This is a genomic window from Thiomicrorhabdus sp. Milos-T2, assembly GCF_000702325.1.
Lineage (GTDB): Bacteria > Pseudomonadota > Gammaproteobacteria > Thiomicrospirales > Thiomicrospiraceae > Thiomicrorhabdus.
In genome coordinates, this window is the sequence record NZ_KL370891.1 from 195,583 (window position 1) to 220,621 (window position 25,039).

Below are 25,039 nucleotides of genomic sequence, written 5' to 3' on the forward strand. Positions count from 1 at the left end.
TTCTTGATGCCCCTTGAGGGTAAAAATTCCCCCGATTTTTCTCGGCTCTTCGCCGAGTTATTTGTTTGTTGTACCCCAAAGGCATAAACACGAATCGGGGATGTGAGAAAAAAGCTTCTTAATTTTTGTAATGTTCTGCCTGATTAAGTTTAAGCTTTTAAACATTCCAAATCATTAATTTACCCTGTCCTCACAATGCAGAAATAGCCACTGGGCATGCCAGGCCTGGTAATCTTAGTCCTAATCTTGTCAATTTCGTGCTTGTCAATTTCTTGGTTTTTTTAACCAATAAATTCTATCAGACCTTTGCGGTTAAGAGCACAAATAAAAAATATGTGTTAAGCAAAATAGAGGCGTAAGCATTTACTCAAAAATTAATTTCCGGGAGGGTATAAAAATTTTAGGTTGTTGGTTTTCAGCTTCTTGTTTTTTAGCTATTGACTTACCCGCAATTTTGGGGGCGTAAAGTGCTTTTTTAGGCTGATAATAGAGGTAGACCGTTGCTAGAGTCTATGAATGTTTAAACAAGGCTATATTTCTCTATTTACAGCCTAAAGTATCCACTAAATAGTTGCTTATTATTCGAATTTTTAGACTAAATCTAAAGAATTTTTTTACTCTTTTCTTAAGCCCCCGACTCATGCAAAGGAGTCTCTATAAATAATTCTTTATGTTTATGTATAAAAAACTATCCCTTAAGGCTATTTAATTCAAAATAAGTCTGGAGATATAATGAATTGCTTATTAAGAATTAAAATGATAGGTTTAGAAATAAATATTTTAATTGTTAGAGACCTTTGCACGAGACAGGGGCGCAAGAAAAACAAGATAGAATTCTTTAGATTTGGGCTAAAAAATACGCATAATAACTAGTTATTGGGCGGATTTTTTAGTCTGAAGATAGAGGATTATAGCTGTTTTTATGTGTTCATGGTCTTGTGCAAAGGTCTCTGTTAGTAAATTACTCATCTTTTTTAGTTTAGAAAATATCAATTGTGACCAACCTAATATGACTAAAAATAACATGCCCAAAAATAACAAATCAGAGAACTCAAATCGCGCTTCAACCCCTTATATCGTTGGGGTTGGCGCATCTGCGGGTGGGTTAGAGGCCTTAGAAAACTTCTTTTCGGGTTGCCCTAAAAACACCGGCTTAGCCTTTGTTGTGATTCAACATCTATCGCCCGACTATAAAAGCATGATGGGCGATTTACTCTCTCGCTACACCCAAATGCCCATTCATATTGTTGAGCAGGGCATGCAAATCAAACCTAACAATGTCTATCTGATTCCATCTGGTCATCTCATGAAACTGGTCAATAATTGTTTTGAACTGACCCAAAAAACGCCACACGTTTTAACCTTGCCGGTTGATATTTTTTTTAAATCTTTGGCCATTAATAGCAAAGAAAAAGCCATCGGCGTGGTGCTGTCTGGCACCGGGTCTGATGGCACACGCGGCGCTTATTCAATTAATGAATCGGGGGGACTTTTACTGGCCCAAGAGCCTCAAACCTCTAAGTTTAACGGCATGCCAAACAGTGTGATTGCTACCGGACTGGTAGACGATATTTTGCCGGCAGAAAAACTGGTAGAACGCATAATTTCACACACTGAAAACCCAAGTCTAAAATCTGTTTCTACTAGGGTGCTGGCCGATGCCGAAAGGCCGGATGATCATGACTCGGCTTTAGAGATGATTTTTGAACTCTTGCTTCAAACCAGTGGCGTCAATTTTGAAGACTACAAAATGGCCACAGTCAGTCGGCGCATTGAACGGAGAATGCAAGTTAAGCATTTACCAGCCATTGAGGATTACGCCCAATTGCTCTCGCAAGACAAAGCCGAGTTAGCCAACCTAAGACGCGAGCTGTTTATTCCCGTCACCCGGTTTTTTAGAGATATAGAAGCCTTTGCAGATTTGTCAAAACTGGCCATTGAAGAAATTATTGATGACACCAATATTGGCGAAACCATTCGTGTTTGGTGCGCAGGGGTTTCAAGTGGTGAAGAAGTTTATTCCATTGCCATTTTATTTATGGAGGGTTTTGATAAAAGAAAACGCTGGCCTAATCTTAAAATTTTCGCCACCGATGCCAACCCGCTTATTCTAGAAGTGGCCGCTGCTGGACAATATCCAGAGTCAATTGCAGCAGAGGTCACTCCTGAAAGGCTGGAAAGATTTTTTACCAAAAATAACGGTTTGTTTACCGTTAAACCAGAACTCCGTCAGTCGATTGTTTTTGCCAAACACAATCTAATTACTGACCCACCGTTTACTAAAATGGATTTAGTGTCTTGTCGTAATACTTTAATTTACTTTAAAGCCGATGCCCAATCGCAGGCAATTCACCGCCTGCAATACGCCACCAAAACAAATCGCTTTTTATTTTTAGGCTCTAGTGAATCCTTATTGAGCAATGATAATGCTTTTAAGGTTCTAAACCAAAAAAGCCGCCTTTTTAAGCGTCATGCCAACACGCTGCCTTTTTCTATTGATGCCCAACATTCGCAAAACGGCGTTTATGCTGTGGGCAGAGAAAGAACGAATTTGCCCAATAACAGAATTAACCAAGATTTGTCCTCGCTAGACTCCGCCACTCAAGACCTGGTTCAATCTTATGCTCCGCCAGCCATTTTAGTGAATGAACAGCATCAAGCTATTCACTTGTTTGGCAATGTACAACCCTACTTTAATTTAAGAGATGGGGCTGTGAATATGGAAATTACCAAAATTTTGCCCGAAAACCTGGTTTCTGTGGTGTCTGCTCTGCTTTATAAGGCGGTTAAAGAAGGCATTGTGCTCTACTCTAACTATCTACAAGTTAAATTAAGTGATGGTCAAAATCAATTGGTGAGAGTCTGTATTCGCCCAATCTTAAACGACAATGTAGAACGCCTTGCCCTGATTGCCTTTGAAAAAGCTGAAAAACAACATGATAGCCTCGCACCCGCTGTCGATATTGATCAAGAGATTAACACTCGAATAGAAAGCTTACAAAGTGAGCTGGCCGCCACTCGTGAAAGCCTTCAAGCCACCATTGAGGAGCTGGAAACCTCTAACGAAGAACTTCAAGCCACCAATGAAGAGCTAATGGCGTCCAATGAAGAATTGCAAAGTTCAAATGAAGAATTGCAGTCAGTCAACGAAGAAATTAATACCGTTAATGCCGAATTTCAAGAAAAGGTGATGCACCTAAACCAAGCAAATGCTGATTTAGAAACCATGGGCAAAGCGGTGGGGGTCGCCACAATTTTTGTTGATAACGCCTTAAAGATTACCCGTTTCACCCCCGATGCAGTCGATATTTTTAAGTTAATTGACAGCGATATTGGCAGACCCTTGAGTGACATTCGCCATACTTTACAAGAAGCAAAAATCATCGATTTATTCACTAAAACCTTGAACACAGGGCGCGCTTGCGAAACCGAAGTGAGAGGCGAAAATGGTCGAACTTATTTATTAAGAATTCTCTCCTATCAAGCACCAAATTCAATCAAACCCGGTGCAGTGGCGACCTTTACAGATGTGAGTGCAATTCAAGATAAAGATCGCTTACAGGCAATTTTAGATGCTTTGCCAGAACACATTGCGGTTCTCTCTAAAGACGGCACGATTCGAATGGTAAACGAGTCTTGGAAGCGTTTTGCTCGCGCCAATGGCGATCCAGATTTAATCCATTCCGGTATCGGCAGTAATTATTTAACAGCTTGTAATATTAATGCCAGCAATAAAGAAACCACCCAAACCCAATCTTATTTTGGGGTAAAAGGGGTTTTAGAAGGGTCTTTGCCGAGTTTTTCGCTACTCTATCCTTGCCATAGCCCAACAGAGAAGCGTTGGTTTGTGCTTAACAGTGCCCCCATTCTGGGTCACTTTGAATATGGTGTAGTGGTCAGTCACAGCAATATTTCAGCCTGGTATCACGATGATTCAGAACCCGCCATAGAAGAGGTTGTTAGTGACGAATAATTTATCCAACGACAAGCTTCGTCAACTGGCGACCGAACTGCTCGATAATCACAAACTCAACCTAGATAGCTTTTCAACAGAACAGCTTAATTCGGTTACCGACCTTATCGAAGAACTCAAAATATATCAAGCTGAACTTGAAATTCAAAACGACACCCTAGAAGTCACGCAGCGACAGCTAGAAGCCAGCCAAGCCCTATATCAACAATTATTTGATGCCTTACCCGTTGCCGCTTTTGTTTTGAGTAGCCAAGGCGTTATCGAACAGCTTAATTTAGAGGCCGTGTCTTTGTTTGCGATAAAACAAAAACACAAGTTAATTAACCACTCTATTTATCGTTTATTAGAAGAGTCTTCAGCCTCTGCCTTAGCTGGCGTGATTGCGCACAATAAAATGGGCATTCAAAATTTCGAGGCTAAAGTGGCTTTGGATTCAGCCCCGGTTATATTTAATGCTTTAGTGGTTAAGTTACCGAATGATTCCGAAAACCTATTTTCATTTAGTTATATTTTGATGCTGGTGGATAAAACCGAAGAAATAGAGCGCCTCAATCAAGCAAAACTGTTTGAAGCGATTATTAACAATAGCCCCTCAATGGTGTTTGCCTTTAACCGAGACAATGAATGTATTCTCGCCAATAATAAAGCTTTACAAAGCTGGGGAAAAGCTGATTTAAAACAAGCGCTGGGAAAAACCCCAGAGCAGGTCATGCCTTCTTATTTGACCCAGCCGTTTTTTACCTATAATGGCGATATCTTGATGAGTGGACGGCCTAAAATTTATGAACAGGAAGTCGTTTCAAGTTCAAAAAAACAACATTTTTTAATTAACCAATTTCCACTTAAAAATTTAGACAATACCAGCTATGCCGTATCGACCATTGCCACCGATATTAGCCGCCAAAAACAAAGTGAAAAAAAACTAAATCTCGCTTTAAAAATTTTTTCACAGGGTCAAGATGGTATTATCATTTGTAATGCTGAAAACCAGATTATATCCGTCAATAAAGCCTTTGAAGATATTACTGGCTATAATGAGCAACAGGTTATTGGTCAAAACCCGAGTTTGTTGTCTTCAGGAAAGCACGATAAAACCTTTTATCAACAAATGTGGTCTACTTTGTTAAAAGAGGGACATTGGGAAGGCCAGATTTGGAACAAACGCCAAAATGGAGAGATTTATCCGCAGTGGCTAAATATTAGCTACTCTTTCGACGAAAACTGCAATATTGCAAACTATCTTGGCGTTTTTACAGATATGTCACGGCAAGAGGAATACCTAGAGCAAATTAATCAACTGGCATTTTACGACCCCTTAACCGGTTCGGCTAACCGAATTCTGTTGCAAAAACAGTTCTCAGAGATTAGCAGAGAATCAAGCGCTTCAGGGGCGCTTATGTTTATAGATTTAGATCACTTTAAAGAAGTCAACGACGTCTATGGACATCATGTTGGCGATTTGTTACTGACTCAGGTAACCAATAGAATACAGCCCCATATTCGCCAAGAGGACATTCTCAGCCGACTAGGAGGCGATGAATTTGCCATACTGTTTAGCGATATTACGAATGCCACCCTCAGTGAAAAAGCCAGTACGCTGATTAAAGTCCTTTCAGAAGCCTACTCTATTGAAAATCATATTATTCATATCTCAGCCTCCATTGGTATTGCACTTTTTCCAGAGCAGGCTCAGCAATATGAAGATTTATTAAAGTTTGCCGATACGGCAATGTATAGCGCTAAAAACCAAGGACGCAATGCCTATGCATTTTTTGAGCCTGATATGGCTGAAAATGTTAAACAACAACTGAGTTTAGACACCGCTTTACGCAGTGCGATCAAAAACAATCAACTCAGCTTAGTGTTTCAACCCCAGGTGGATCTAGCTCGGCATAGTGTTATTGGTTTTGAGGCCTTGTTGAGATGGGCGCATCCCGATCTAGGGCAGGTTTCCCCTGACCAATTTATTCCGGTGGCGGAAAAAACCCATTTGATTATAGAATTAACCGACTGGGTTATACGTCAGGCTTTACAAGCTATTGAAAGATTAAAAACACAGTTTCAGGGCTGTCGAATCAGCATTAATATTTCAGGGCAAGACTTCTCGCAAACCAATTTTGTCAGCCGTCTAAATTCATTGCTAGGGGAGTTTCCTAATGTTGACCCAGCCACCCTAGAGCTTGAGCTGACAGAACGTATTGCCATGAAAAATCCGAAAAAAACCCTAGAAACCTTAAAAGCCATTAAAAATTTAGGCGTGCGCATTGCTGTCGATGATTTTGGCACCGGCTACTCTTCGCTCAGTTATTTAAAAAACTACCCTATTGATCTTATTAAAATAGACAAATCTTTTGTGGATGATATTTTAGATAATAAAAAAGATTATGGCGTTTGCCAAGCCATTATCAACCTAGCCAAAGCGCTAGACATGGAAGTGATTGCTGAAGGTGTTGAAAGCCATGCTCAAAACAGTGTTTTAGAGCAGCTAGGTTGTGATTTAATCCAGGGCTATTATTTTAGTGAACCCCAAAGTTTAAACGCTTTAACAAAATGGTCAATAGAGCCAAAGGCTTAAATTCTTACAATAAAAAACGCCTAATTTAAGATAAAAACTTCCGTTTAAACCTAAAAAGCGTATTATATTTTAAGCTCTTTTATTTTGAAGGATACACCCTTTGATTAATGCCTTAAAAAACTCATCTGAATTGCTGAACGACTTAAATGTTGGGGTGGTTTTGCATAATCCGGCGACTGAGATTTTATTTATTAACGATAGTGCGCTAAAGATGCTGCAACTCACACGAGAGCAGGCATTAGGTGCCGATGCCATGGATCCGTGGTGGAATTTTTTAGATGAGTTTAAACAGCCGCTTGCCTTAAACGATTATCCTATCAACCAAGTATTAAGCACCCAGAAGCCGCTTAAAAACCTTACCGTTGGAATTACTAAAAACGATGGTAAAACCGTTACCTGGGTGATGGTTAATGGCTACCCAAACTTCGACCAAAATCATCAAATAGCGCAAGTCACCATCACCTTTATCGATATTACCGACAAAAAATTAGACATCCCATTTGAAGCCATTGTGAGTCATGCCAACGATATTGTTCTGGTGACTGAAGCTGGGAATATTGAAGGTCCTAATCATCCCAAAATTGTGTATGTTAACCATGCATTTTGCCAGTTAACCGGCTACCAAAGACATGAAGTGATTGGCAAAACCCCTAGAATTTTGCAAGGCAAAGATACCAGCGCCAAAGCGAAACATTGCATAAGGCAAGCTTTACAAAAAAAAGAGCCGATTACATGCCAGCTGCTTAACTACACTAAAAGCGGCGAACCTTATTGGATAGAAATTAGCATTAGTCCCCTCAAAAACAGCTTAGGCGAAGTGGCTTATTTTGCGGCAATTGAACGCAATATTACCGTTCAAAAATTACATGAATTAAAACTCGAAGAAGAAGCTAATACCGATTTTTTAACCCAACTGCCTAACCGTAAAAACTTTATTGAAAAAGCCACTCAGTTATTGAAAGATGGGACTCAATATCCGATTTCAATGGCGATGATAGACATCGACTTTTTTAAAAATGTGAATGACAATTTTGGGCATGACGCGGGTGATTTAATTCTGAAACAATTGGGTCAATTGTTAAAACAAAACTTTCGAAAAACCGATTATTTAGTCCGTCTTGGCGGAGAAGAGTTTGGCATTTTATTGCCCAATACGGAATGTGATATGGCATTTAATTTGTTAGAAGAATTTAGACGTTTGATTTCACAAAGAGACATGCCGGTTGGAGAAGGACATTCTCTAAGAATTTCGTTAAGTATTGGGGTTTATAGCGCAAAAAATCCAAACGAAACATTAACAAAAATGCTTAAACATGCCGATGACGCCTTATACCTTGCTAAAAATGCGGGGCGTAATCAAACTCAACGTTTTAAAGCGACTACTATTTAATCTTTGTTTCAAAAATACTACACTGACCAGGCCTGGTAGCTTTAATTTACTTATAAAAGCAAGGTATAGAACGTATGGGTATAGAAAGCTTACGGATAAGAAATGTACGGATAGAAAACTTAGGTATAAAAAAACCCCGCAAAGCGAGGTTTTCAACTGAGAGTTGTTAACGCGTTTTAATTTACTTAGCAGCGCTATATAGTTCAGAGACTTTATCCCAGTTAACTACATCCCACCAAGCTTGCATGTAAGCTGGGCGTAGATTTTGGTAACGTAGGTAATAAGCGTGTTCCCAAACATCTAATCCTAAGATAGGCGTTCCTTGAACCTTAGCGCAATCCATTAATGGGTTGTCTTGGTTTGGTGTAGAAGAAACCTGTAGTTTACCGTCAGCACCAACCGTTAACCATGCCCAACCAGAACCAAACTGAGTTGCACCTGCCGTGTTGAACTGAGTTTTCATATCTTCAAAGCTACCAAAAGTGGCATTAATGTCATCTGCTAAAGCACCAGTAGGTGTCCCCATGCTATCGCCAGACATAACTTCCCAAAAGAAAGAGTGGTTCCAGTGACCACCACCGTTATTGCGCACAGCAGGAGGTAGCGTTCCTGCTTTAGCCATCATATCTTCTAAAGACATATCAGCTAATTCTGTATCAGCTATAGCGTTATTTACATTTGTAATGTAAGTTTGGTGGTGTTTTGTATGGTGAATTTCCATTGTACGTGCATCAATAGATACTTCTAATGCGTTGTAATCATAAGGTAGATCTGGAAGGGTAAAAGCCATGGTGATTTCCTTGTTATTAATGTTGAACGATAAAAACTCTATTGTATTCACAAAAATTGCTTTGTAAATAGTCGCGCCAAAATACTTGAGTGTTTTTCTAGGTTATTCTGTTTTGCTAAGTTGTTCAGCGGTTAAAACAGTTATTAAAATAGCGATTAAAAAAAGAATTAAAAGATATTATCTAAATGCGCCGGTGGTGCTGGCATATCACTGATTTTTTCAATTTCAGAAGGCGGCATTTGCATGTAGTAACCCTTGCTTTCAATAGCTTCAATAACGGTTTTAGGGTTTTCGCGAGCTAATTTTTTTTCTGGGGTGAGTTCAAAGTCAATAACGTGTTGTGGTTCTCCAAACATCACTAATAGTTCATCTGGTAATTTATCTAAACCGGTTTCTTGTGGCACAAACAGAAAAAGTTCTGCTTTTTTAGGGCTTTTATAGGCAGAAATATTGATTACTGACATGGGTCAATCCTTTGCTAAATTTTGAGCGTATTGTATCAAAATAGTCAGGGTGAATATGATATAAAAACTTGACCTTGCATCAGCATTTACTTATTCTTATTTGGTTTGTTTCAAGAAAATTGGATAAAGAATGTTATTAGGAAATAAAGTCAGTGTATTTGGTGGAACGGGTTTTGTTGGCGAAGCGGTGGTTAATGAGCTGTCAAAAGCCGGTTATGAAATCAAAGTGGTCGTACGTCGTCCGGAACGTTTTAGAGAGTTTTTACTTTATCCTAATACGACTTTGCACACGTTAGACTCATACGATAACGCTGAGCAGTTGAGTGCGGCAGTGAACGGGGCGGATATTGTTGTGAATTTAACAGCAGATCGTTCAACAAAAACTGAAATGGTTGAAAAATCGGATTTAACCGCGGTAAATCAGAAGATTAAATCGGCGATTGAGTCAGCGGGTGTTAAACGTGTCTTGAGCTTGTCGCAAATTGGTGCGAATACCGATGCACCAAACTCGGATTGGTTTGGAGTTCTGGGTGAAGTCGATAATTTAATGCATAACGTGGTTAATGCTAAGGTGACTATTCTTAAACCAGGTTTGTTGATTGGCGCTGAGGATGACACTACTGCACGTTTTATAACGCAATTAAATCGTATAGATTTATTGATGGTGGCGCAGTCAAATACCGTTGTGCAGCCTCTATGGATTAAAGATTTTGCCCAAGCGGTTGTGGGTGTGATTAGAAAGGAATCTACTTTTGGTGAAAAAGTAGAGTTTGTGGGTAAAGAACGTTTAACCATGAAGCAATTAGGTGAATTGGTGGCTGAGTTAATGCAAAAAGAAGCGATTGTTTTCCCTATGTGTCGTCTTAACGCCAATATTATGTCTATGTTAGGAGCATTTGCCCCAGTCGCTTCCGTATCAAAGTCACAGTTATTGATGTTGACTAAAGATATGGTGAGTGATGCAGACTTTGAAACTCAGTTTGGTTTTGCGCCAAGCAGTTTAGAGTGGGCAATTTCTACTTATGCTTCACCGCACGATATTCGTGAGCGTTATAACTACTACCGCAAAGAAGCCGGTAGAAATGCTAAAGAGTTAGTTTAAGAAACCTTTTTAGCCAAAAGGTCTTAATAAATAATCGTTTGATTCAAAAAACCGTCACAAGACGGTTTTTTGGTTTTGGGCTATTATATTTATTAAACTTTAATAATTATGGATATCCGTATTTTGTGATTGATGATCAAGTATTGTAAAAAATTAACCACGAAGACACAGAGGCACGAAGATTAAAAAAACAAATAAAAGTGATTCGAAAATCATACACTAACTTGATACTAATTCATTATTAGATTTGAGTTGTTTTCCACTTTTGTGATGCTTAATATTGAGGCTTGGACAAATGCCTTAACTCCCCTTGCAATAAATGGTGCAAGGTTCTTAGTGTAGTGAACGGTAAAAAAACGCTGCTGTTTGAGCGTAGCGAGTTCAGCGTTTTCAGTTCACAAGCTTAGAACTTGCCCATTTATGGAGTGGGGTTTGTTTTTTGGTTACTTTTTTGCCAAATTGCAAAAAGTAACGGGAAGCCTGAGTGACAATATTTAAGGCAAAGTATTCTATTTAAAATAGGCTTCTCAATCGCTGTACTGTCTGGTTAAATCTAAGCTTTTACATGTAAAATTCAAGAGCGATTAATTTATTACGTTTAGTTTGGTTATTCGTTAAATTTAAGTTGGTATTAGATATTAGAAATCTTCGTGCTTTCGTGTCTTCGTGGTTAAAAGATTTGTTTAATCAATCATAAAATACATATACCCATAATTATTAAATTCTAAAAAATTAGAAATAGGTTTGGTTTTGATGCAAATTTACTTGGTAGGCGGTGCGGTAAGAGACGCGCTTTTAGGTGGCAAGGCTTACGACCATGATTGGGTGGTGGTTGGCGCAACCCCAGAAGAGATGTTGTCTCTAGACTATCAGCAGGTTGGTAAAGATTTTCCGGTTTTTTTACACCCTGAAAGTAAAGAAGAATATGCTCTAGCTCGTACCGAAAGAAAGGCCGGAGTGGGATATCATGGATTTGAGGTTTTTGCCGACCCAAGCGTGACGTTGGAAGAGGATTTGATTCGTCGTGATTTAACGATTAACGCGATGGCTCAAGATAGTGATGGAAATATCATTGATCCTTATTCAGGTAAGCAAGACTTAGATAACCGTATCTTAAGACATGTCTCTGACGCTTTTTGTGAAGATCCTTTAAGAGTTTTAAGGGTTGCACGTTTTGCCGCTAAATTAGCTCCGTATGGTTTTAAGTTAGCACTAGAAACTAAAGCACTCATGACTGAAATGGTGGCTTCTGGAGAATTACAAGATTTAACACCTGAACGAGTTTGGCAAGAGGTTTATAAAGCCTTAGGGGCTGCAACCCCAAGTGTGTTTTTTGAGGTGTTAGATTCAGTGGGTGCTGTAGAAATTCTGTTTCCCGAGTTATTTGCTTTACATGATGTGACTCAACCAGAAAAGTATCACCCAGAAGGCGATGTATGGATTCATACTATGATGGTTTTGGATGCGGCGGCAAAATTGTCTCCCTCAGAAGATGTTCGTTATGCGGCATTAGTGCATGATTTAGGCAAGGGAATTACTCCTAAAGCGCTTTGGCCCAGTCACAAAGGTCATGAGCAAGCTGGTGTGCCTTTGGTTAAGGCTTTAGGAAAGCGTTATCGATTACCTAAAAAAACAGAGATTTTGGCGGAAAAAGTGACGGAATATCATGGTTTAATTCATCAAGGTTTAACAGCCGACGGTCAACCTCACCTTAAACCCCAAACTTTTCTTAAGGTTTTAAAAGGGTGTGCGGCACTTAAAAATCCTGAAGGATTTAAGCAAGTTTTAACCGCTTGTGAGGCTGATGCCAAAGGACGTTTGGGGTTTGAAGAACGAGAATACCCACAAAAGAATTTTTGGATGGGCTTATTGGATGCCGCCATTAGAATTAATAATCAAGAAGTTTTAGCGACCGGAGTTCAAGGCGCAGAGATAGCCCTTGCTATGGAAAAAGCCAGAATAGATAAAATTAAAATATTTATTCATACTTATGCATCGAATAAAGAAGGTTTTACCGTTAAACTTGCAAAGTCCTTATAAAGTTCTAATAAAGTCTTAATATTAAAAAAATAAGTTACCAGGCCTGGCACTAGTGTCCGGAATAATATTTCAGTACCACAATTCATATACCAGCCTCCCATAGCGGAAGTTGGTATTTCTTAAACTCTTCCCGTTGTTGTTTTCGCCTAAAGTATTCACTCTGCTGAATAGGTCTTTCAAACAACCCATGAGCAAGCCGCCAAAACGTTACTCTCAACGGTTCTGCTGACTTATTTTTCATCTGTTCAAGCTTAATCAATAGATACACAATAAGGGCTGATAGCACTTGGATACGAACAGCATTACTGTTTTGGCCAATGAAGCTTTTGATTTTGAGGTGTTGTTTAATCCATTTAAAAAATAATTCAATTTGCCAGCGTTGCTTGTATAGATGGGCAATCTCTTGAGCTGAACGCTCGAAGTCATTGGTAATCAATACCAATTCACCTTTATTATCGTCACGTTTGACAACAACACGGCGCATCTGGAATTGACCAAGACGTTTTTTCTGGCTTGAACCACTAAACTCAATGCATTGGTCTTCAAGAATATGAGGGGCTTTTTCATCGAGTTCGTAGGATTGTATGACGGTAATTGCCGCTCTTTTTTTCAAACGACAGACCAGCTGGATTTTTTGGTCATTGAGCTTTTTCCACCAGAGGTAGTCTAAGTACCCTTTATCCATCACATAGGTTGAACCTGGTTCTAAATTCCACTCTCGTGCTTGAGTAATATCAGGAATATTGGCCTGTGTGATTTCAAAACAAACAGGGACTTGGTTGGATAGTTCTAGTTGCATATGCAGCTTAAAGCCTGTGACTCGAGAACCTTGTACTGCCCAGTCAAAACCTTTACCGAGCAGTTGAATTGGAGAAGAGTCTATTAGATAGGTAAAAGCGTGGAGTTCTTTTCGTAATTGTCGATTCACACCAGCCATGAGTTGTTGGCAAAGTGCTTGGTAGACATCAGCAGAGCGTTTACGGTTTGCTTCAGATAATGTGCTGCGTTTCAGCTCTTTTACGCCTAAGTGGTAGTGGTGAGAGGATTGGGCGTTAAACCCTTCAACCAACTGGCGTAATGATTTAGTGCCACTAAGTTGTGCGTACATCATCGCGACTAATTGATTCCAGCTACTAAACCCTTTGGCGTGTTTATCGGTTTGATATTGATGAACAAGTGATTGAAAAGTGGTACGAATGGGTTTTAAAAATTGGGCAAATCGGGTAGAGTTAAACATAGCCGTAATCTCATTGTTTTTGAAGTCTATTTCGTGGTGGAAATACTTCTATCCTAGGAGTTACGGCTTTTTTGTCAAGGCTTTTAATATTTATTCCGGACACTAGTGCCAGGCCTGGTTGTTTTAACAATCGATTCTTTCGAATAGACCTAGCCATATCAATAACCATATATACAGACAATCAATTTAAAAGAGTAATGCCATGTTTCAAAAAATAAAACGTCGTTTGATTCCGATTTTAATTATTGCGGTGGCGATTGCATTGTTTGTTTATATGAAATCGACCAAGCCAGTCCAAAAACCCGTTGATATCAAAGAAAAGGTTTGGTTGGTGCAAACGCTTACCGCTAAATTTGAGCATTTGGCTCCTGTTCAGAAACTTTATGGAACGGTAGAGTCTTATTCTTTAGTGTCGGCATCTTCGCCGGTAAATGGTGTGGTTTCTAAGGTGTTTGTTAAAGCCGGGCAAACCGTGAAAAAGGGTGAAAAGTTGGTTTTTATTGATGAAGCTGATTTAACCATTCCTTTAAAACAGGCGGAGGCTGAAGCGGCTAATGCAAAAGCGCAATTGACTCTGCAAAAACTAACCAATACCGCTAACCAAAAACGCTTAGAGCATGAAACTAAGGTGCTTAAATTAAAACAGGTGGCTGTGATGCGTTCTAAACAGCTTATGCAGAAAAACTTAGCGTCTCAATCTGCGCTGGATGCAGCAAATGAAGCTTTGGTCAGGCAAAAATATACGGTGGTTGGCGCTAAGCTTGCAGTACAAGAAAATCGCTTAAAACTCATTCAAGCTCAAGCCTCATTAGAAAAAGCTCAGGCGAGTCTTCAACAAGCACAATTAAATTTACAGCGTGGTCAATTGGTTGCCCCTTATGATGCGCGAATTGCCAAGGTGAATGTGAGTGAGGGCTCACGTGTTAATACTGGTGCGGTTATGGTGAGTTTTTATGCGCTAGACAGTTTAGAGCTGAGAGCGAAGTTACCTGTTGCGCAGTTACCCGCAGTAGAACAGGCTTTGCGCAATGATGAAACGTTAAATGCTTTTTATGAATTTTCGGGCAATAAAACAAAGTTATCTTTATTAAGACTTGCGGGAGAGGCCACAACGAGCGGTGTCGATGCGTTTTTTAAACTGCCTGAAAGTTTATTGAGTGCTCGTCCAGGCGCTTTGTTGGATATTAACCTAGAGGGAGTCTCTGAAGGCAAGGTCTTAGCGGTTCCATACAGTGCAATTTATGGAAATAACCATCTTTTTTTGGTTAAAGACAGTCGCTTAGTCTCTCATGCTGTGAAAGTGTTGGGAGAAGTTCAGCGCAATAATCAATTATGGGCATTGGTTAAGCCTGACTTTAAAGAAGGGACAAAAATTAATATTACGCATTTGCCTAACGCCACAAGCGGCTTAAAAATCGCTGAGGATGGAGAATGAGTCATATAGAGATTACTCCTGAAAAGGATGATTTGGATATACATCCAAAAGAATCTAAATTTAAGTCAAGTGGGATTATTGGTGTTTTTGCTCGCCATAAAGTCGCCCCAAACTTATTGATGATTATTATGATTTTGGCTGGAATTGTGGCATTAATGAAGTTGAATGTGCAGTTCTTTCCGAACTTTTCTTTAGATTATGCCACCGTTAGGATTGTTTGGCCTGGTGCGAATGCTCAAGACGTTGAAAGTAGTGTTACCGATCCAGTAGAACGTGTTTTACGAAATCTTGATAACCTGGATGAAATGACCTCTACCTCTTCATTGGGGGTATCTTCAGTCTCCTTAAAATTTAAAGAAGGCACCGATATGATCGATGCCTTAGATCAAATTAATCAACGCGTTGGCGAACTTAGAAACTTACCCCAAGATGCCCAAAAACCGGTGATTGAAAGGGTGGTTAGATATGAACCTATTGCAAAAGTTTTAGTGAAAACCGAAAAAGGCAGTCTTCAAGAGCTTAGGCCTCTAGTGAGAGGGTTTGAGCGAGATTTATTGAACCGAGGTATTGATAAGGTTAATTTTAAGGGTTTGCCAACAGAACAGATGGCGATTGAGATTTCGCAAGAAGCTTTAGATCAATACAATCTGACTTTAGAGTCAGTGGGTAATAAAGTTGCTGGTATGAGTACGGATTATCCAGCCGGTTCGGTAGGGGATGATGATAGTGTGCGTGATTTACGAGCACTGGAACAGAAGCGAAGTGCGGTTGCTTTTAGTCAAATGCCAATTGTGAATTCCAACTCTCAAAATCTCACTTTAGGAGATATTGCAAAGATAGAGCGCCGACCCACTAGGAATTCGCCGTATTTAACCGTAGATGGTTCACCAGCCATTGAGATGCAGTTAATGCGAGCTGAAGCGGGTGACACGCTTAAGTCTTCAAAAATTATGCAACAGTGGCTTGCAGAAACCACACCAAAGCTTCCGCAAGGCGTGAGCATACAAGTTTATGATGAAACCTGGTCACTGGTTAATCAGCGTATTATGTTGTTGGTTAATAATGGTGTTGGTGGATTAATTCTGGTGGTATTAATCCTCTATATTTTCTTAAATGGACGGGTTGCATTTTGGGTGGCGGTTGGTATCCCCGTCTCTTTTATGGCAACGTTAATGATTATGTATCTAGCCGGCGGCTCCATTAATATGGTGAGTCTGTTTGGTTTAATTATGGCTTTAGGGATTATAGTTGATGATGCTATTGTGGTGGGGGAAGATGCGTTAGCTCATCATGAGATGGGCGAGTCTGATTTACAAGCAGCAGAAGGTGGTGCGCACCGTATGTTAGGCCCGGTTACCGCGTCTTCACTTACAACGGTAGCGGCTTTCTTGCCGTTAATGTTAATTGGCGGTGAGATTGGTAATATTTTATTTGCGATTCCGCTAGTGATTGTAGCGGTTATTTTTGCATCACTGCTTGAAAGTTTTACCGTGCTTCCTGGGCACTTACGACATGCGCTAAAAGGCGTTAAAAAATCCGAAGAGGTCTCTATTCGCTATCGATTAGATGCTGGGATTAATCATTTTAGACATCACCAGTTTAGAAATGTGATTCGTTGGGTACTTAATCACCGAGGTATTACTATTGCAACCACCCTTGCGTTAATGATTTTTGTGATTGGGCTTTTAGCTGGCGGACGTTTAGGGTTTGTATTTTTTCCTTCGCCAGAATCCACTAAATTAAATGCTAATGTGACATTTGTTGCGGGTACGCCGGCTTCTGTTTCTGCTAAATATGTTGACCACCTTTATGAAGCACTGCTAGAAACTGAAAAAGAGCTTGAGCCCGGTATTCTTAAAGTTGCTGTGGTACATTACAACGCAACCACAACGCAAAATGGAGCAAATTTTGCAGCTATAAATGTGCAGTTAGAAGAGCCAGATTTACGTAAAACTCGTAATACCCAATTTTTGAAATTGTGGGAGAAGAAAGCGGGTAGTGCACCAGGCCTGGATACCTTAACCATTAGTTCGCCTAAAGCAGGCCCTCCAGGCAGTGACGTGGATGTTCGTTTGTTTGGTGCTGAACCTATGAAGCTAAAACAAGCGGCTTTAGATTTAGAACAAGTGTTAGAGCAGGTTCAGGGCGTAAGCGGTATTCATGATGATTTGCCGTTTGGGCGAGACCAGTTAATCTATCAGCTAACTCCACAAGGCAAAGCTTTAGGCTTTACTTATATTTCGCTTGGGCGACAATTGTCGGATGCGTTTTCTGGGCGATTAGCGCAAATATTTACCGATGGAGAAGATGAAGTTGAAGTGCGTGTTCAATTCCCTGCGGCACAACAAGCTTCTTTAGGTACTATTAATAAAATGCAGGTGGTTTCACCAAGTGGTGAGCGAGTTCCATTAAGTTCGGTGGCTAGTTGGTCAACGCAACAAGGTTTTGATGCGATGCGACACGTTGATGGACAGCTTGCGGTAACGGTTTTAGGTGATGTAGATAATAATGCAAACAACGCTAATCAGATTTTAGAAAATTTACAAGCTACCGCCTTACCTGAACTAGAGAAAAAATATGGTATTAGTTATAGCATTGAAGGGCAAAATAAACGTCAAGCAGAAACCATGGCCGATATGAAAATTGGTCTTATGATTGGTTTATCAATGATCTATATTGTGCTTGCTTGGGTATTTGGTTCTTATGGTTGGCCTTTAGTGGTGATGATGGCGATTCCGTTTGGTTTAGTGGGGGCGATTTTGGGTCACTGGTGGTTGGGCTTAGATATGACGATTCTTTCAATGTTTGGTTTTTTTGGATTATCCGGGATTGTTGTGAATGACTCGATTATTTTAGTGAGTTTTTATAAATCATTAAGAGCCTCTGGTTTAGCCATTAATAAGGCGTTAGAAGAAGCCGCTGTACAAAGGGTGAGAGCGGTAATTTTAACGTCGCTAACAACTATTGCAGGGTTGACTCCATTACTGTTTGAAACCTCTTTGCAAGCACAGTTCTTAATTCCGATGGCAACCGCAATTGCCTTTGGTTTAATGTTCTCAACGTTCTTAATCTTATTGGTTTTACCTGCCATGCTTTCCATTTATGAGGGTTTAATGGAGAAGCGTCTGAATAAAAAAGAATTAGATAGTAGCAATCATTTAGTTACTTGAGACCTTTGCTCGAGAGTATGTACGAGTAAAAATGGTTAAAATTCCCCCGATTTTTGTTGAAAAACTTGCGAATAGCTAGCTATTCCCTGCGTTTTCCGCCGCAATCAGGCAAATTTTTCCTCATTTTTCTTTCGCACCTATCTCGTGCAAAGGTCTCCTAGGATTTGTCACATCACTTTCATAATTATTTAACCCAGGTTTATCCTGGGTTTTTTTATAATTTTAAATTCTTTTAATAATGTACTTAGTAGAGCTTAAAAAGGTTTAAAAGGTTTGTTTTGATAAAGAGCATTGTTTTTAAAGATTGATTTTGAATCAATTTTAAGTAAGAAAAAAACAATGAATAGATAAGAATACTTGATGATTTTGTCATTTTAAGAGAGAATAATCGTCCAAATTTATATTGTTGCTATATTTGTAAGGTTATTTCAATCGCATTCTCGTGTTAACTAACACACTGATTGATAGGCAAATATAGGCGCAAATACCGAATTTTTAAAATAGTTGAGGAAGTTGTATGGCAACTCGTAGAGATCTAGCAAACGCAATCCGTGCTTTAAGTATGGATGCAGTTCAAAAAGCAAACTCTGGTCACCCTGGTGCACCAATGGGTATGGCGGACATCGCTGAAGTATTGTGGAACGGCCACATGAAGTATAACCCAACTAACTCTAAGTGGGCAGATCGCGATCGTTTCGTTTTATCTAACGGACACGGTTCAATGCTGATTTATTCTCTATTGCACCTTACTGGTTTCGATCTAAGCATGGATGATATCAAGCAGTTCCGTCAGCTTCACTCTAAGACAGCGGGTCACCCAGAGTATGGTTATGCTGAAGGAATTGAAACAACAACCGGTCCTCTAGGGCAAGGTTTAACAAACGCAGTGGGTATGGCGATTGCAGAACGTACGCTTGCGGCTCAATTTAACAAGCCTGGTCACGATATCGTTGATCACAATACTTATGTATTCATGGGCGATGGTTGTTTGATGGAAGGTCTTTCTCACGAAGCAGCAGCAATGGCTGGGACTTTAGGTCTTGGTAAGTTGATTGCATTCTGGGATGATAATGACATCTCTATCGATGGTAACATCGGTGACTGGATGGAAAAAGGTGTTCCTGGTCGTTTTGTATCTTATGATTGGCACGTTATTCCTAATGTTGATGGTCATGATGCAGATGCAATCAATGCTGCTATCGAAGAAGCTAAAAAAGTGACTGACAAGCCTACGCTTATCTGTACTAAGACAGTCATCGGTTTCGGTTCTCCTAACAAGTGTGGTACTTACTCTTGTCACGGTGCACCTTTAGGTGATGAAGAAATCGAACTGGCTCGTAAAGAGTTAGGTTGGACTGCCGCGCCGTTTGAAATTCCAGAAGATATCTACGCTGGTTGGGATCACAAAGAACAAGGTAAAGCTGACGAAGCGGCTTGGAATGATAAGTTTGCAGCATATAAAGCAGAATACCCAGCTGAAGCAGCTGAATATGAGCGTCGTATCGCGGGTGATCTTCCTGCTAACTTCGAAGTGGATTTTGATGCCTTCATCGCTAAGACTCAAGAAGAGTCTCCAAAATTGGCTTCACGTCAAGCATCACAAAAAGCAATTGAACAGTTAGGTAGTATGCTTCCAGAAATGTTCGGTGGTTCTGCTGACTTAACCGGTTCTAACTTAACTAACTGGTCTAAGATGGTTAAGGTTAACAAAGAAAATGCTGACGGTAACTACCTATCTTGGGGTGTTCGTGAATTTGGTATGGCTCACATGATGAACGGTATGGTTCTTCACGGTGGTTTCAAAGTATTCGGTGGAACATTCTTCATGTTTATGGAATTCATGCGTAACGCGTTACGTATGTCTGCATTGATGAAGATTGGTACTATCTATGTTTACACTCATGACTCTATCGGTCTAGGTGAAGATGGTCCTACTCACCAACCTGTTGAGCAGTTAGCGACAATGCGTGTTATTCCTAACTTCCAAACATGGCGTGGTTGTGATGCGGTTGAGTCTGCAGTTTCTTGGAAAATGGCTGTTATGCGTGACAAAGCGCCTACTGCCTTAGTATTCTCTCGTCAAGCATTAACGCCTATGGCGCGAACTGCTGAGCAAGTTAATAATATCGAAAAAGGTGGTTACGTTCTTAAAGATACAGCTGGTACACCAGATATTATCTTTATCGCAACGGGTTCTGAAGTAGGTCTAGCTGTTGAAGCGGCTGAAGCAATGGATGCAAATGTACGTGTTGTTTCTATGCCTTGTACGGGTGCTTATGATGAACAAGATCAAGCTTATAAAGATTCTGTTCTTATTCCTGGTGTTAAGCGTGTAGCAATCGAAGCCGGTGTTGCTGATGGTTGGTATAAATACATCGGTTTAGACGGTGGAACAGTTTGTATGTCTACTTTTGGTGAATCTGCACCAGCTGGCGACCTATTCAAAGAGTTTGGTTTCACTGTAGAAAACGTTGTTGCAACAGCTAACAAGGTTTTAGGTAAGTAATTTATAGGCCGTTTTAATGATGGCTTAATTGTTTACGGTAAATTTTAAAAATTTTTATAAAGTCAGGCCTGAGTTACCAGGCCTGGTAATAATTGGAGTAAAACTCAATGACTATTAAAGTTGGTATTAACGGTTTCGGCCGTATCGGTCGTATGGCTTTCCGTGCAGCAGCACAAGATTTTCAAAACATTGAAGTAGTAGCAATCAACGATCTACTAGATCCTGAGTACCTAGCATACATGCTTAAGTATGACTCAGTTCACGGTCGTTTTGACGGTGATGTTTCTGTTGTTGACGGTAACCTAGTGGTTAACGGTAAGACTATCCGTATCACAGCTGAGCGTAACCCTGCTGACCTAGCTTGGTCTGATGTAGGTGCTGACCTAGTTATCGAATGTACTGGTTTCTTCCTAACTGAAGAATCTTGTCAAGCACACATTGACGCGGGTGCTAAGAAAGTAGTTCAATCTGCTCCTTCTAAAGATCACACTCCAATGTTCGTATATGGTGTTAACCACAACGAATATAACGGTGAAGCAATTGTTTCTGCTGCATCTTGTACTACTAATGGTTTAGCTCCTGTTGCTAAAGTTCTTAACGATAGCTTCGGTATCAAACGTGGTTTGATGACGACTGTTCACGCTGCTACAGCGACTCAGAAAACAGTTGATGGTCCTTCAATGAAAGACTGGCGTGGTGGTCGTGGTATTCTTGAGAATATCATCCCATCTTCAACAGGTGCGGCTAAAGCAGCAGGTAAAGTATTGCCTGCTCTTAACGGTAAACTAACGGGTATGGCTTTCCGTGTACCTACTTCTGACGTTTCTGTTGTTGACCTAACGGTTGAACTAGAAAATGAAGCTTCATATGACGATATCTGTGCGGCGATGAAAGCAGCATCTGAAGGTCCTATGGCTGGTGTTCTTGGTTATACAGAAGAAGCTAACGTTTCTACTGATTTCCGTGGTGATTCTCACCCATCTACTTTTGATGCTAAAGCGGGTATCGCTTTAGATTCTACTTTCGTTAAAGTAGTTGCTTGGTACGATAACGAGTATGGTTACACTTGTAATATGATGCGAGTAGTAGAACACGTAGGAAAATAATCGTTTTCTGAGTTCATTAGCAACTTCATTTCTACGTTGTCTTTCGGTTGTGTACACTTGTACACGCCCTCTTTCCGCCTTGAACTGAAGTCACTACTGAACCCAGAAATTCGATTATTATATTTGGGGGTGTGATTTTGCAACCTCAAATTAAATTTTCTTGTTTGTACTTTTTGAGTATAAAGAAGTAAATTTAATATTAATCCCAATCTGTTTTCGCTCTGAAAACAGTTCAACTTGAAGAAAGAGGACTCAACATGTCTGTAATTAAGATGTCTGATCTAGATTTAGCTGGTAAGCGCGTATTGATTCGTGAAGACCTTAACGTTCCAGTTAAAGACGGTAAAGTAACTTCTGATGCACGTATTCGTGCTTCATTACCTACGATTAAAATGGCTGCTGAAGCAGGCGCTAAGGTAATGCTTATGTCTCACCTTGGTCGCCCAACTGAAGGTGAATATGCTGATGAGTTCTCTCTGGCTCCAGTTGCTGCAGATTTATCGGCTAAGTTAGGTAAAGAAGTACGTCTTGTTAAAGATTACCTAGATGGTGGTTTTGATGTGGCTGATGGTGAAGTTGTTCTTTTAGAAAACGTTCGTTTTAACGTTGGTGAGAAGAAAAATACCGAAGAGCTTTCTAAGCAGTATGCTTCATTGTGTGACGTTTATGTAATGGATGCTTTCGGTACAGCTCACCGTGCACAAGCTTCGACACATGGAGCGGGTGCATTTGCTGATACAGCGTGTGCAGGTCCATTATTAGCAGCAGAATTAGATGCTCTTGGTAAAGCGTTAAATAACCCAGCACGTCCAATGGTTGCGATTGTTGGTGGTTCTAAGGTTTCAACTAAGTTGACTGTTCTTGAGTCACTTTCTGAGAAAGTTGACCAGTTAGTTGTTGGTGGCGGTATCGCGAATACATTTATCGAAGCAGCTGGTCACAATGTTGGTAAGTCACTTTCTGAGTCAGACTTAGTACCTACTTGTAACAAGCTTAATGAAATCATGAATGGTCGTGGAGCAGGTATTCCTTTAGCAAGAGACGTTGTGTGTGGTAAAGAATTCTCTGAATCAGCTGTTGCAACGACTAAGAATGTTTCTGAAGTTTCTGATGACGATATGATTTTTGATATCGGTCCAGACTCTGCAGCAGAATTAGCTGAAATCATCAAAAATGCAGGTACCGTTGTATGGAACGGACCAGTAGGTGTTTTTGAATTTGATCAGTTTGGTGAAGGAACTAAAGCAATCTCTATGGCGATTGCTGAATCTTCAGCGTTCTCTATCGCTGGTGGTGGTGATACGCTAGCGGCAATTGATAAGTATAATATTGCTGATAAAGTATCTTACATCTCTACGGGTGGTGGTGCTTTCTTAGAATTTTTAGAAGGTAAAGAACTTCCAGCAGTAACCATGCTTGAAGCTGCAGCGTCTAAATAATTCGCTAAATAAATTTAACCAGGCCTGGTCGTTGTAATAATTACCAGGCCTGGTTTTATATTGCTCTTATTATGAGTAAGTCATTAAATTGTCATTTTAGTTTGTTAGTATTTTAAGTTCATGAAAGAGGGTGACTCGGTAAGTAAACACATTTTGATACAGCAGCCAAAGATTGGCTGATTTGGGTATTAGAGTTTATTTTGCGAGACATCTTTTTTGGACAATAACAAACTCCAAATATTTAAAAGGTAAAAACAAACATGCCAAGTGGTTTAAGAAGAACAAAAATTGTTGCAACTTTAGGTCCAGCTACGGATCGTGAAGGTGAGTTAGAGAAAATTATTAAAGCCGGAGTTGACGTTGTACGTATCAATATGTCACACGGTATTCCTGAAGAGCATCTTGAACGTGCAAAAGCAGTTCGTGAAATGGCTGAAAAGTTTGATAGACAGGTTGGTGTATTAGTTGACTTACAAGGTCCAAAAATTCGTATAGCCCGTTTTGTTGATGATAAGGTATTTTTAAATGTAGGTGATAAATTTGCATTTGATAATAATGTTGATATTAACTCAGGTAACCAACATGAAGTTGGCTTAACTTATAAAAATCTTCCATATGATGTTAAAGAAGGCGACAAACTATTATTGGATGACGGACGTTTAGTTTTTGTTGTTGATAATGTTGATGGTGAGCGTGTTAACAGTACAGTTGTTGTGGGTGGAACTCTTTCAAACAATAAAGGAATTAACCTTCAAGGTGGTGGGTTGTCTGCAGCCGCTCTAACTGAAAAAGATAAAGAAGATATTCTTACCGCAGCAGAAATTAAGGCAGATTATTTAGCCCTTTCTTTCCCACGTTCGGCAGAAGATGTTGAATACTGTCGTTCATTGGCATCTAAAGCTGGCTTAGATTGCAGTATTGTATCTAAGGTGGAACGTGCTGAAGCGGTTGCAGATGATGCAACTCTTGATGGTATTATTTTAGCTTCAGATGTCATTATGATTGCTCGTGGTGACCTAGGTGTTGAAGTGGGTGATGCTCAACTTCCAGCACTACAGAAGAAAATGATTAAGCGTGCACGTTCACTGAATCGCGTTACGATTACCGCAACTCAAATGATGGAAACCATGATTGAAAATGCTATCCCAACTCGTGCGGAAGTGTTTGATGTGGCTAACGCAGTGATGGATGGAACCGATGCTGTAATGCTTTCTGGTGAAACAGCAACAGGTCACTCTCCAAGTTTAGTTATTGAAACAATGGGGAATATTTGTCGCGAAGCAGAAAAATCACGTACTTCACGTGAATCAACTCACCGTATTGATGAGTCTTTCACAGCCATAGATGAAACGATAGCGATGGCCGCAATGTACTCAGCTAACCATTTTGGAGTTAAGTGTATTGCAGCATTAACTGAATCTGGTAATACAGCACTTCTTATGTCACGTATCAGTTCTGGTATGCCAATTATTGCGTTAACGCCACACTTAGATACACGTCGTAAGGTAACCTTATTCCGCGGTGTATATCCATCAACTCTGACCTATGATGGTTTGAATGATGAAGAAGTAAAAGCTTCAATTATGAATAGAATTAAAGAATTTGGTATTGCTAAATCTGGTGATTTAATTCTTATGACTCGTGGTGAAGTTAATGGTGCCATGGGCGGAACAAACAAAATGGAAATTGTAAAACTTCCATAATCAATTATTTGTAATAGGATGGCTTAGTTTTAATTGAGTCATTATTTGAATGAGCAAGCTTCTAAAATTTTACAAAGCTTGTTAAACTACAAAAATAACATTTAATAAC

At 39.9% G+C, this 25,039-nt stretch carries 14 protein-coding genes; 11 read left to right on the forward strand and 3 right to left on the reverse strand.

Annotated features, from left to right (window positions below; genetic code table 11):
* Nucleotides 1-1,009 precede the first annotated feature (1,009 nt).
* From BS34_RS0100815 to BS34_RS0100825, 3 genes are all read left to right on the forward strand, one after another.
* Entirely contained in the window at nt 1,010-3,973 is a 2,964-nt protein-coding gene (locus BS34_RS0100815; RefSeq protein ID WP_051640796.1) for a chemotaxis protein CheB, read from the forward strand.
* Nucleotides 3,963-6,548: an EAL domain-containing protein gene (locus tag BS34_RS12440; protein ID WP_051640608.1), complete on the forward strand. Its 2,586-nt coding sequence runs from the start codon at nt 3,963-3,965 to the stop codon at nt 6,546-6,548. The genes BS34_RS0100815 and BS34_RS12440 overlap by 11 nt, the downstream gene beginning before the upstream one ends.
* A gap of 100 nt (nt 6,549-6,648) precedes the next feature.
* Nucleotides 6,649-7,938, forward strand: a complete 1,290-nt coding sequence (locus BS34_RS0100825) for a sensor domain-containing diguanylate cyclase (RefSeq protein ID WP_029406667.1) — start codon at nt 6,649-6,651, stop codon at nt 7,936-7,938.
* A 181-nt stretch (nt 7,939-8,119) separates the two neighbouring features.
* On the opposite strand, the gene BS34_RS0100830 is transcribed toward BS34_RS0100825, so the two are convergent.
* Both BS34_RS0100830 and BS34_RS0100835 read right to left on the reverse strand, forming a co-directional pair.
* A complete protein-coding gene (locus BS34_RS0100830) occupies nt 8,120-8,728 on the reverse strand; it encodes a superoxide dismutase (protein ID WP_029406668.1) in 609 nt (202 codons plus the stop codon).
* 167 nt (nt 8,729-8,895) lie between these two features.
* Nucleotides 8,896-9,192, reverse strand: a complete 297-nt coding sequence (locus BS34_RS0100835; RefSeq protein ID WP_029406669.1) for a YcgL domain-containing protein — start codon at nt 9,190-9,192, stop codon at nt 8,896-8,898.
* Between the two features lie 130 nt (nt 9,193-9,322).
* On the opposite strand from BS34_RS0100835, the gene BS34_RS0100840 reads away from it, so the two are divergent.
* Both BS34_RS0100840 and BS34_RS0100845 read left to right on the forward strand, forming a co-directional pair.
* Nucleotides 9,323-10,294, forward strand: coding sequence for an NAD(P)H-binding protein (locus tag BS34_RS0100840; protein WP_029406670.1), 972 nt, complete (start codon nt 9,323-9,325; stop codon nt 10,292-10,294).
* A 753-nt stretch (nt 10,295-11,047) separates the two neighbouring features.
* A complete protein-coding gene (locus tag BS34_RS0100845) occupies nt 11,048-12,334 on the forward strand; it encodes a multifunctional CCA addition/repair protein (RefSeq protein ID WP_051640609.1) in 1,287 nt (428 codons plus the stop codon).
* Nucleotides 12,335-12,416: 82 nt separating this feature from the next.
* On the opposite strand, the gene BS34_RS0100850 is transcribed toward BS34_RS0100845, so the two are convergent.
* Nucleotides 12,417-13,571, reverse strand: coding sequence for an IS4 family transposase (locus BS34_RS0100850; RefSeq protein ID WP_051640610.1), 1,155 nt, complete (start codon nt 13,569-13,571; stop codon nt 12,417-12,419).
* Nucleotides 13,572-13,773: 202 nt separating this feature from the next.
* Between BS34_RS0100850 and BS34_RS0100860 the strand changes: the two genes are divergently transcribed.
* The 6 genes from BS34_RS0100860 to pyk all read left to right on the forward strand — a co-directional run bounded on the left by BS34_RS0100860 (nt 13,774) and on the right by pyk (nt 24,930).
* Complete coding sequence (locus BS34_RS0100860; protein WP_038126216.1) at nt 13,774-15,006, forward strand: efflux RND transporter periplasmic adaptor subunit; 1,233 nt, start codon at nt 13,774-13,776, stop codon at nt 15,004-15,006.
* Entirely contained in the window at nt 15,003-18,176 is a 3,174-nt protein-coding gene (locus BS34_RS0100865) for an efflux RND transporter permease subunit (protein WP_084151535.1), read from the forward strand. The genes BS34_RS0100860 and BS34_RS0100865 overlap by 4 nt, the downstream gene beginning before the upstream one ends.
* Before the next feature lie 517 nt (nt 18,177-18,693).
* The gene (tkt, locus tag BS34_RS0100870) at nt 18,694-20,682 is read left to right on the forward strand and encodes a transketolase (RefSeq protein WP_029406675.1); all 1,989 of its coding nucleotides are present in this window, start codon (nt 18,694-18,696) and stop codon (nt 20,680-20,682) included.
* 107 nt (nt 20,683-20,789) lie between these two features.
* Nucleotides 20,790-21,788, forward strand: a complete 999-nt coding sequence (gene gap, locus BS34_RS0100875) for a type I glyceraldehyde-3-phosphate dehydrogenase (RefSeq protein ID WP_029406676.1) — start codon at nt 20,790-20,792, stop codon at nt 21,786-21,788.
* Nucleotides 21,789-22,045: 257 nt separating this feature from the next.
* The gene (locus BS34_RS0100880) at nt 22,046-23,227 is read left to right on the forward strand and encodes a phosphoglycerate kinase (protein ID WP_029406677.1); all 1,182 of its coding nucleotides are present in this window, start codon (nt 22,046-22,048) and stop codon (nt 23,225-23,227) included.
* Between the two features lie 260 nt (nt 23,228-23,487).
* Nucleotides 23,488-24,930, forward strand: a complete 1,443-nt coding sequence (gene pyk / locus BS34_RS0100885) for a pyruvate kinase (RefSeq protein WP_029406678.1) — start codon at nt 23,488-23,490, stop codon at nt 24,928-24,930.
* The last annotated feature ends 109 nt before the right edge of the window (nt 24,931-25,039 follow it).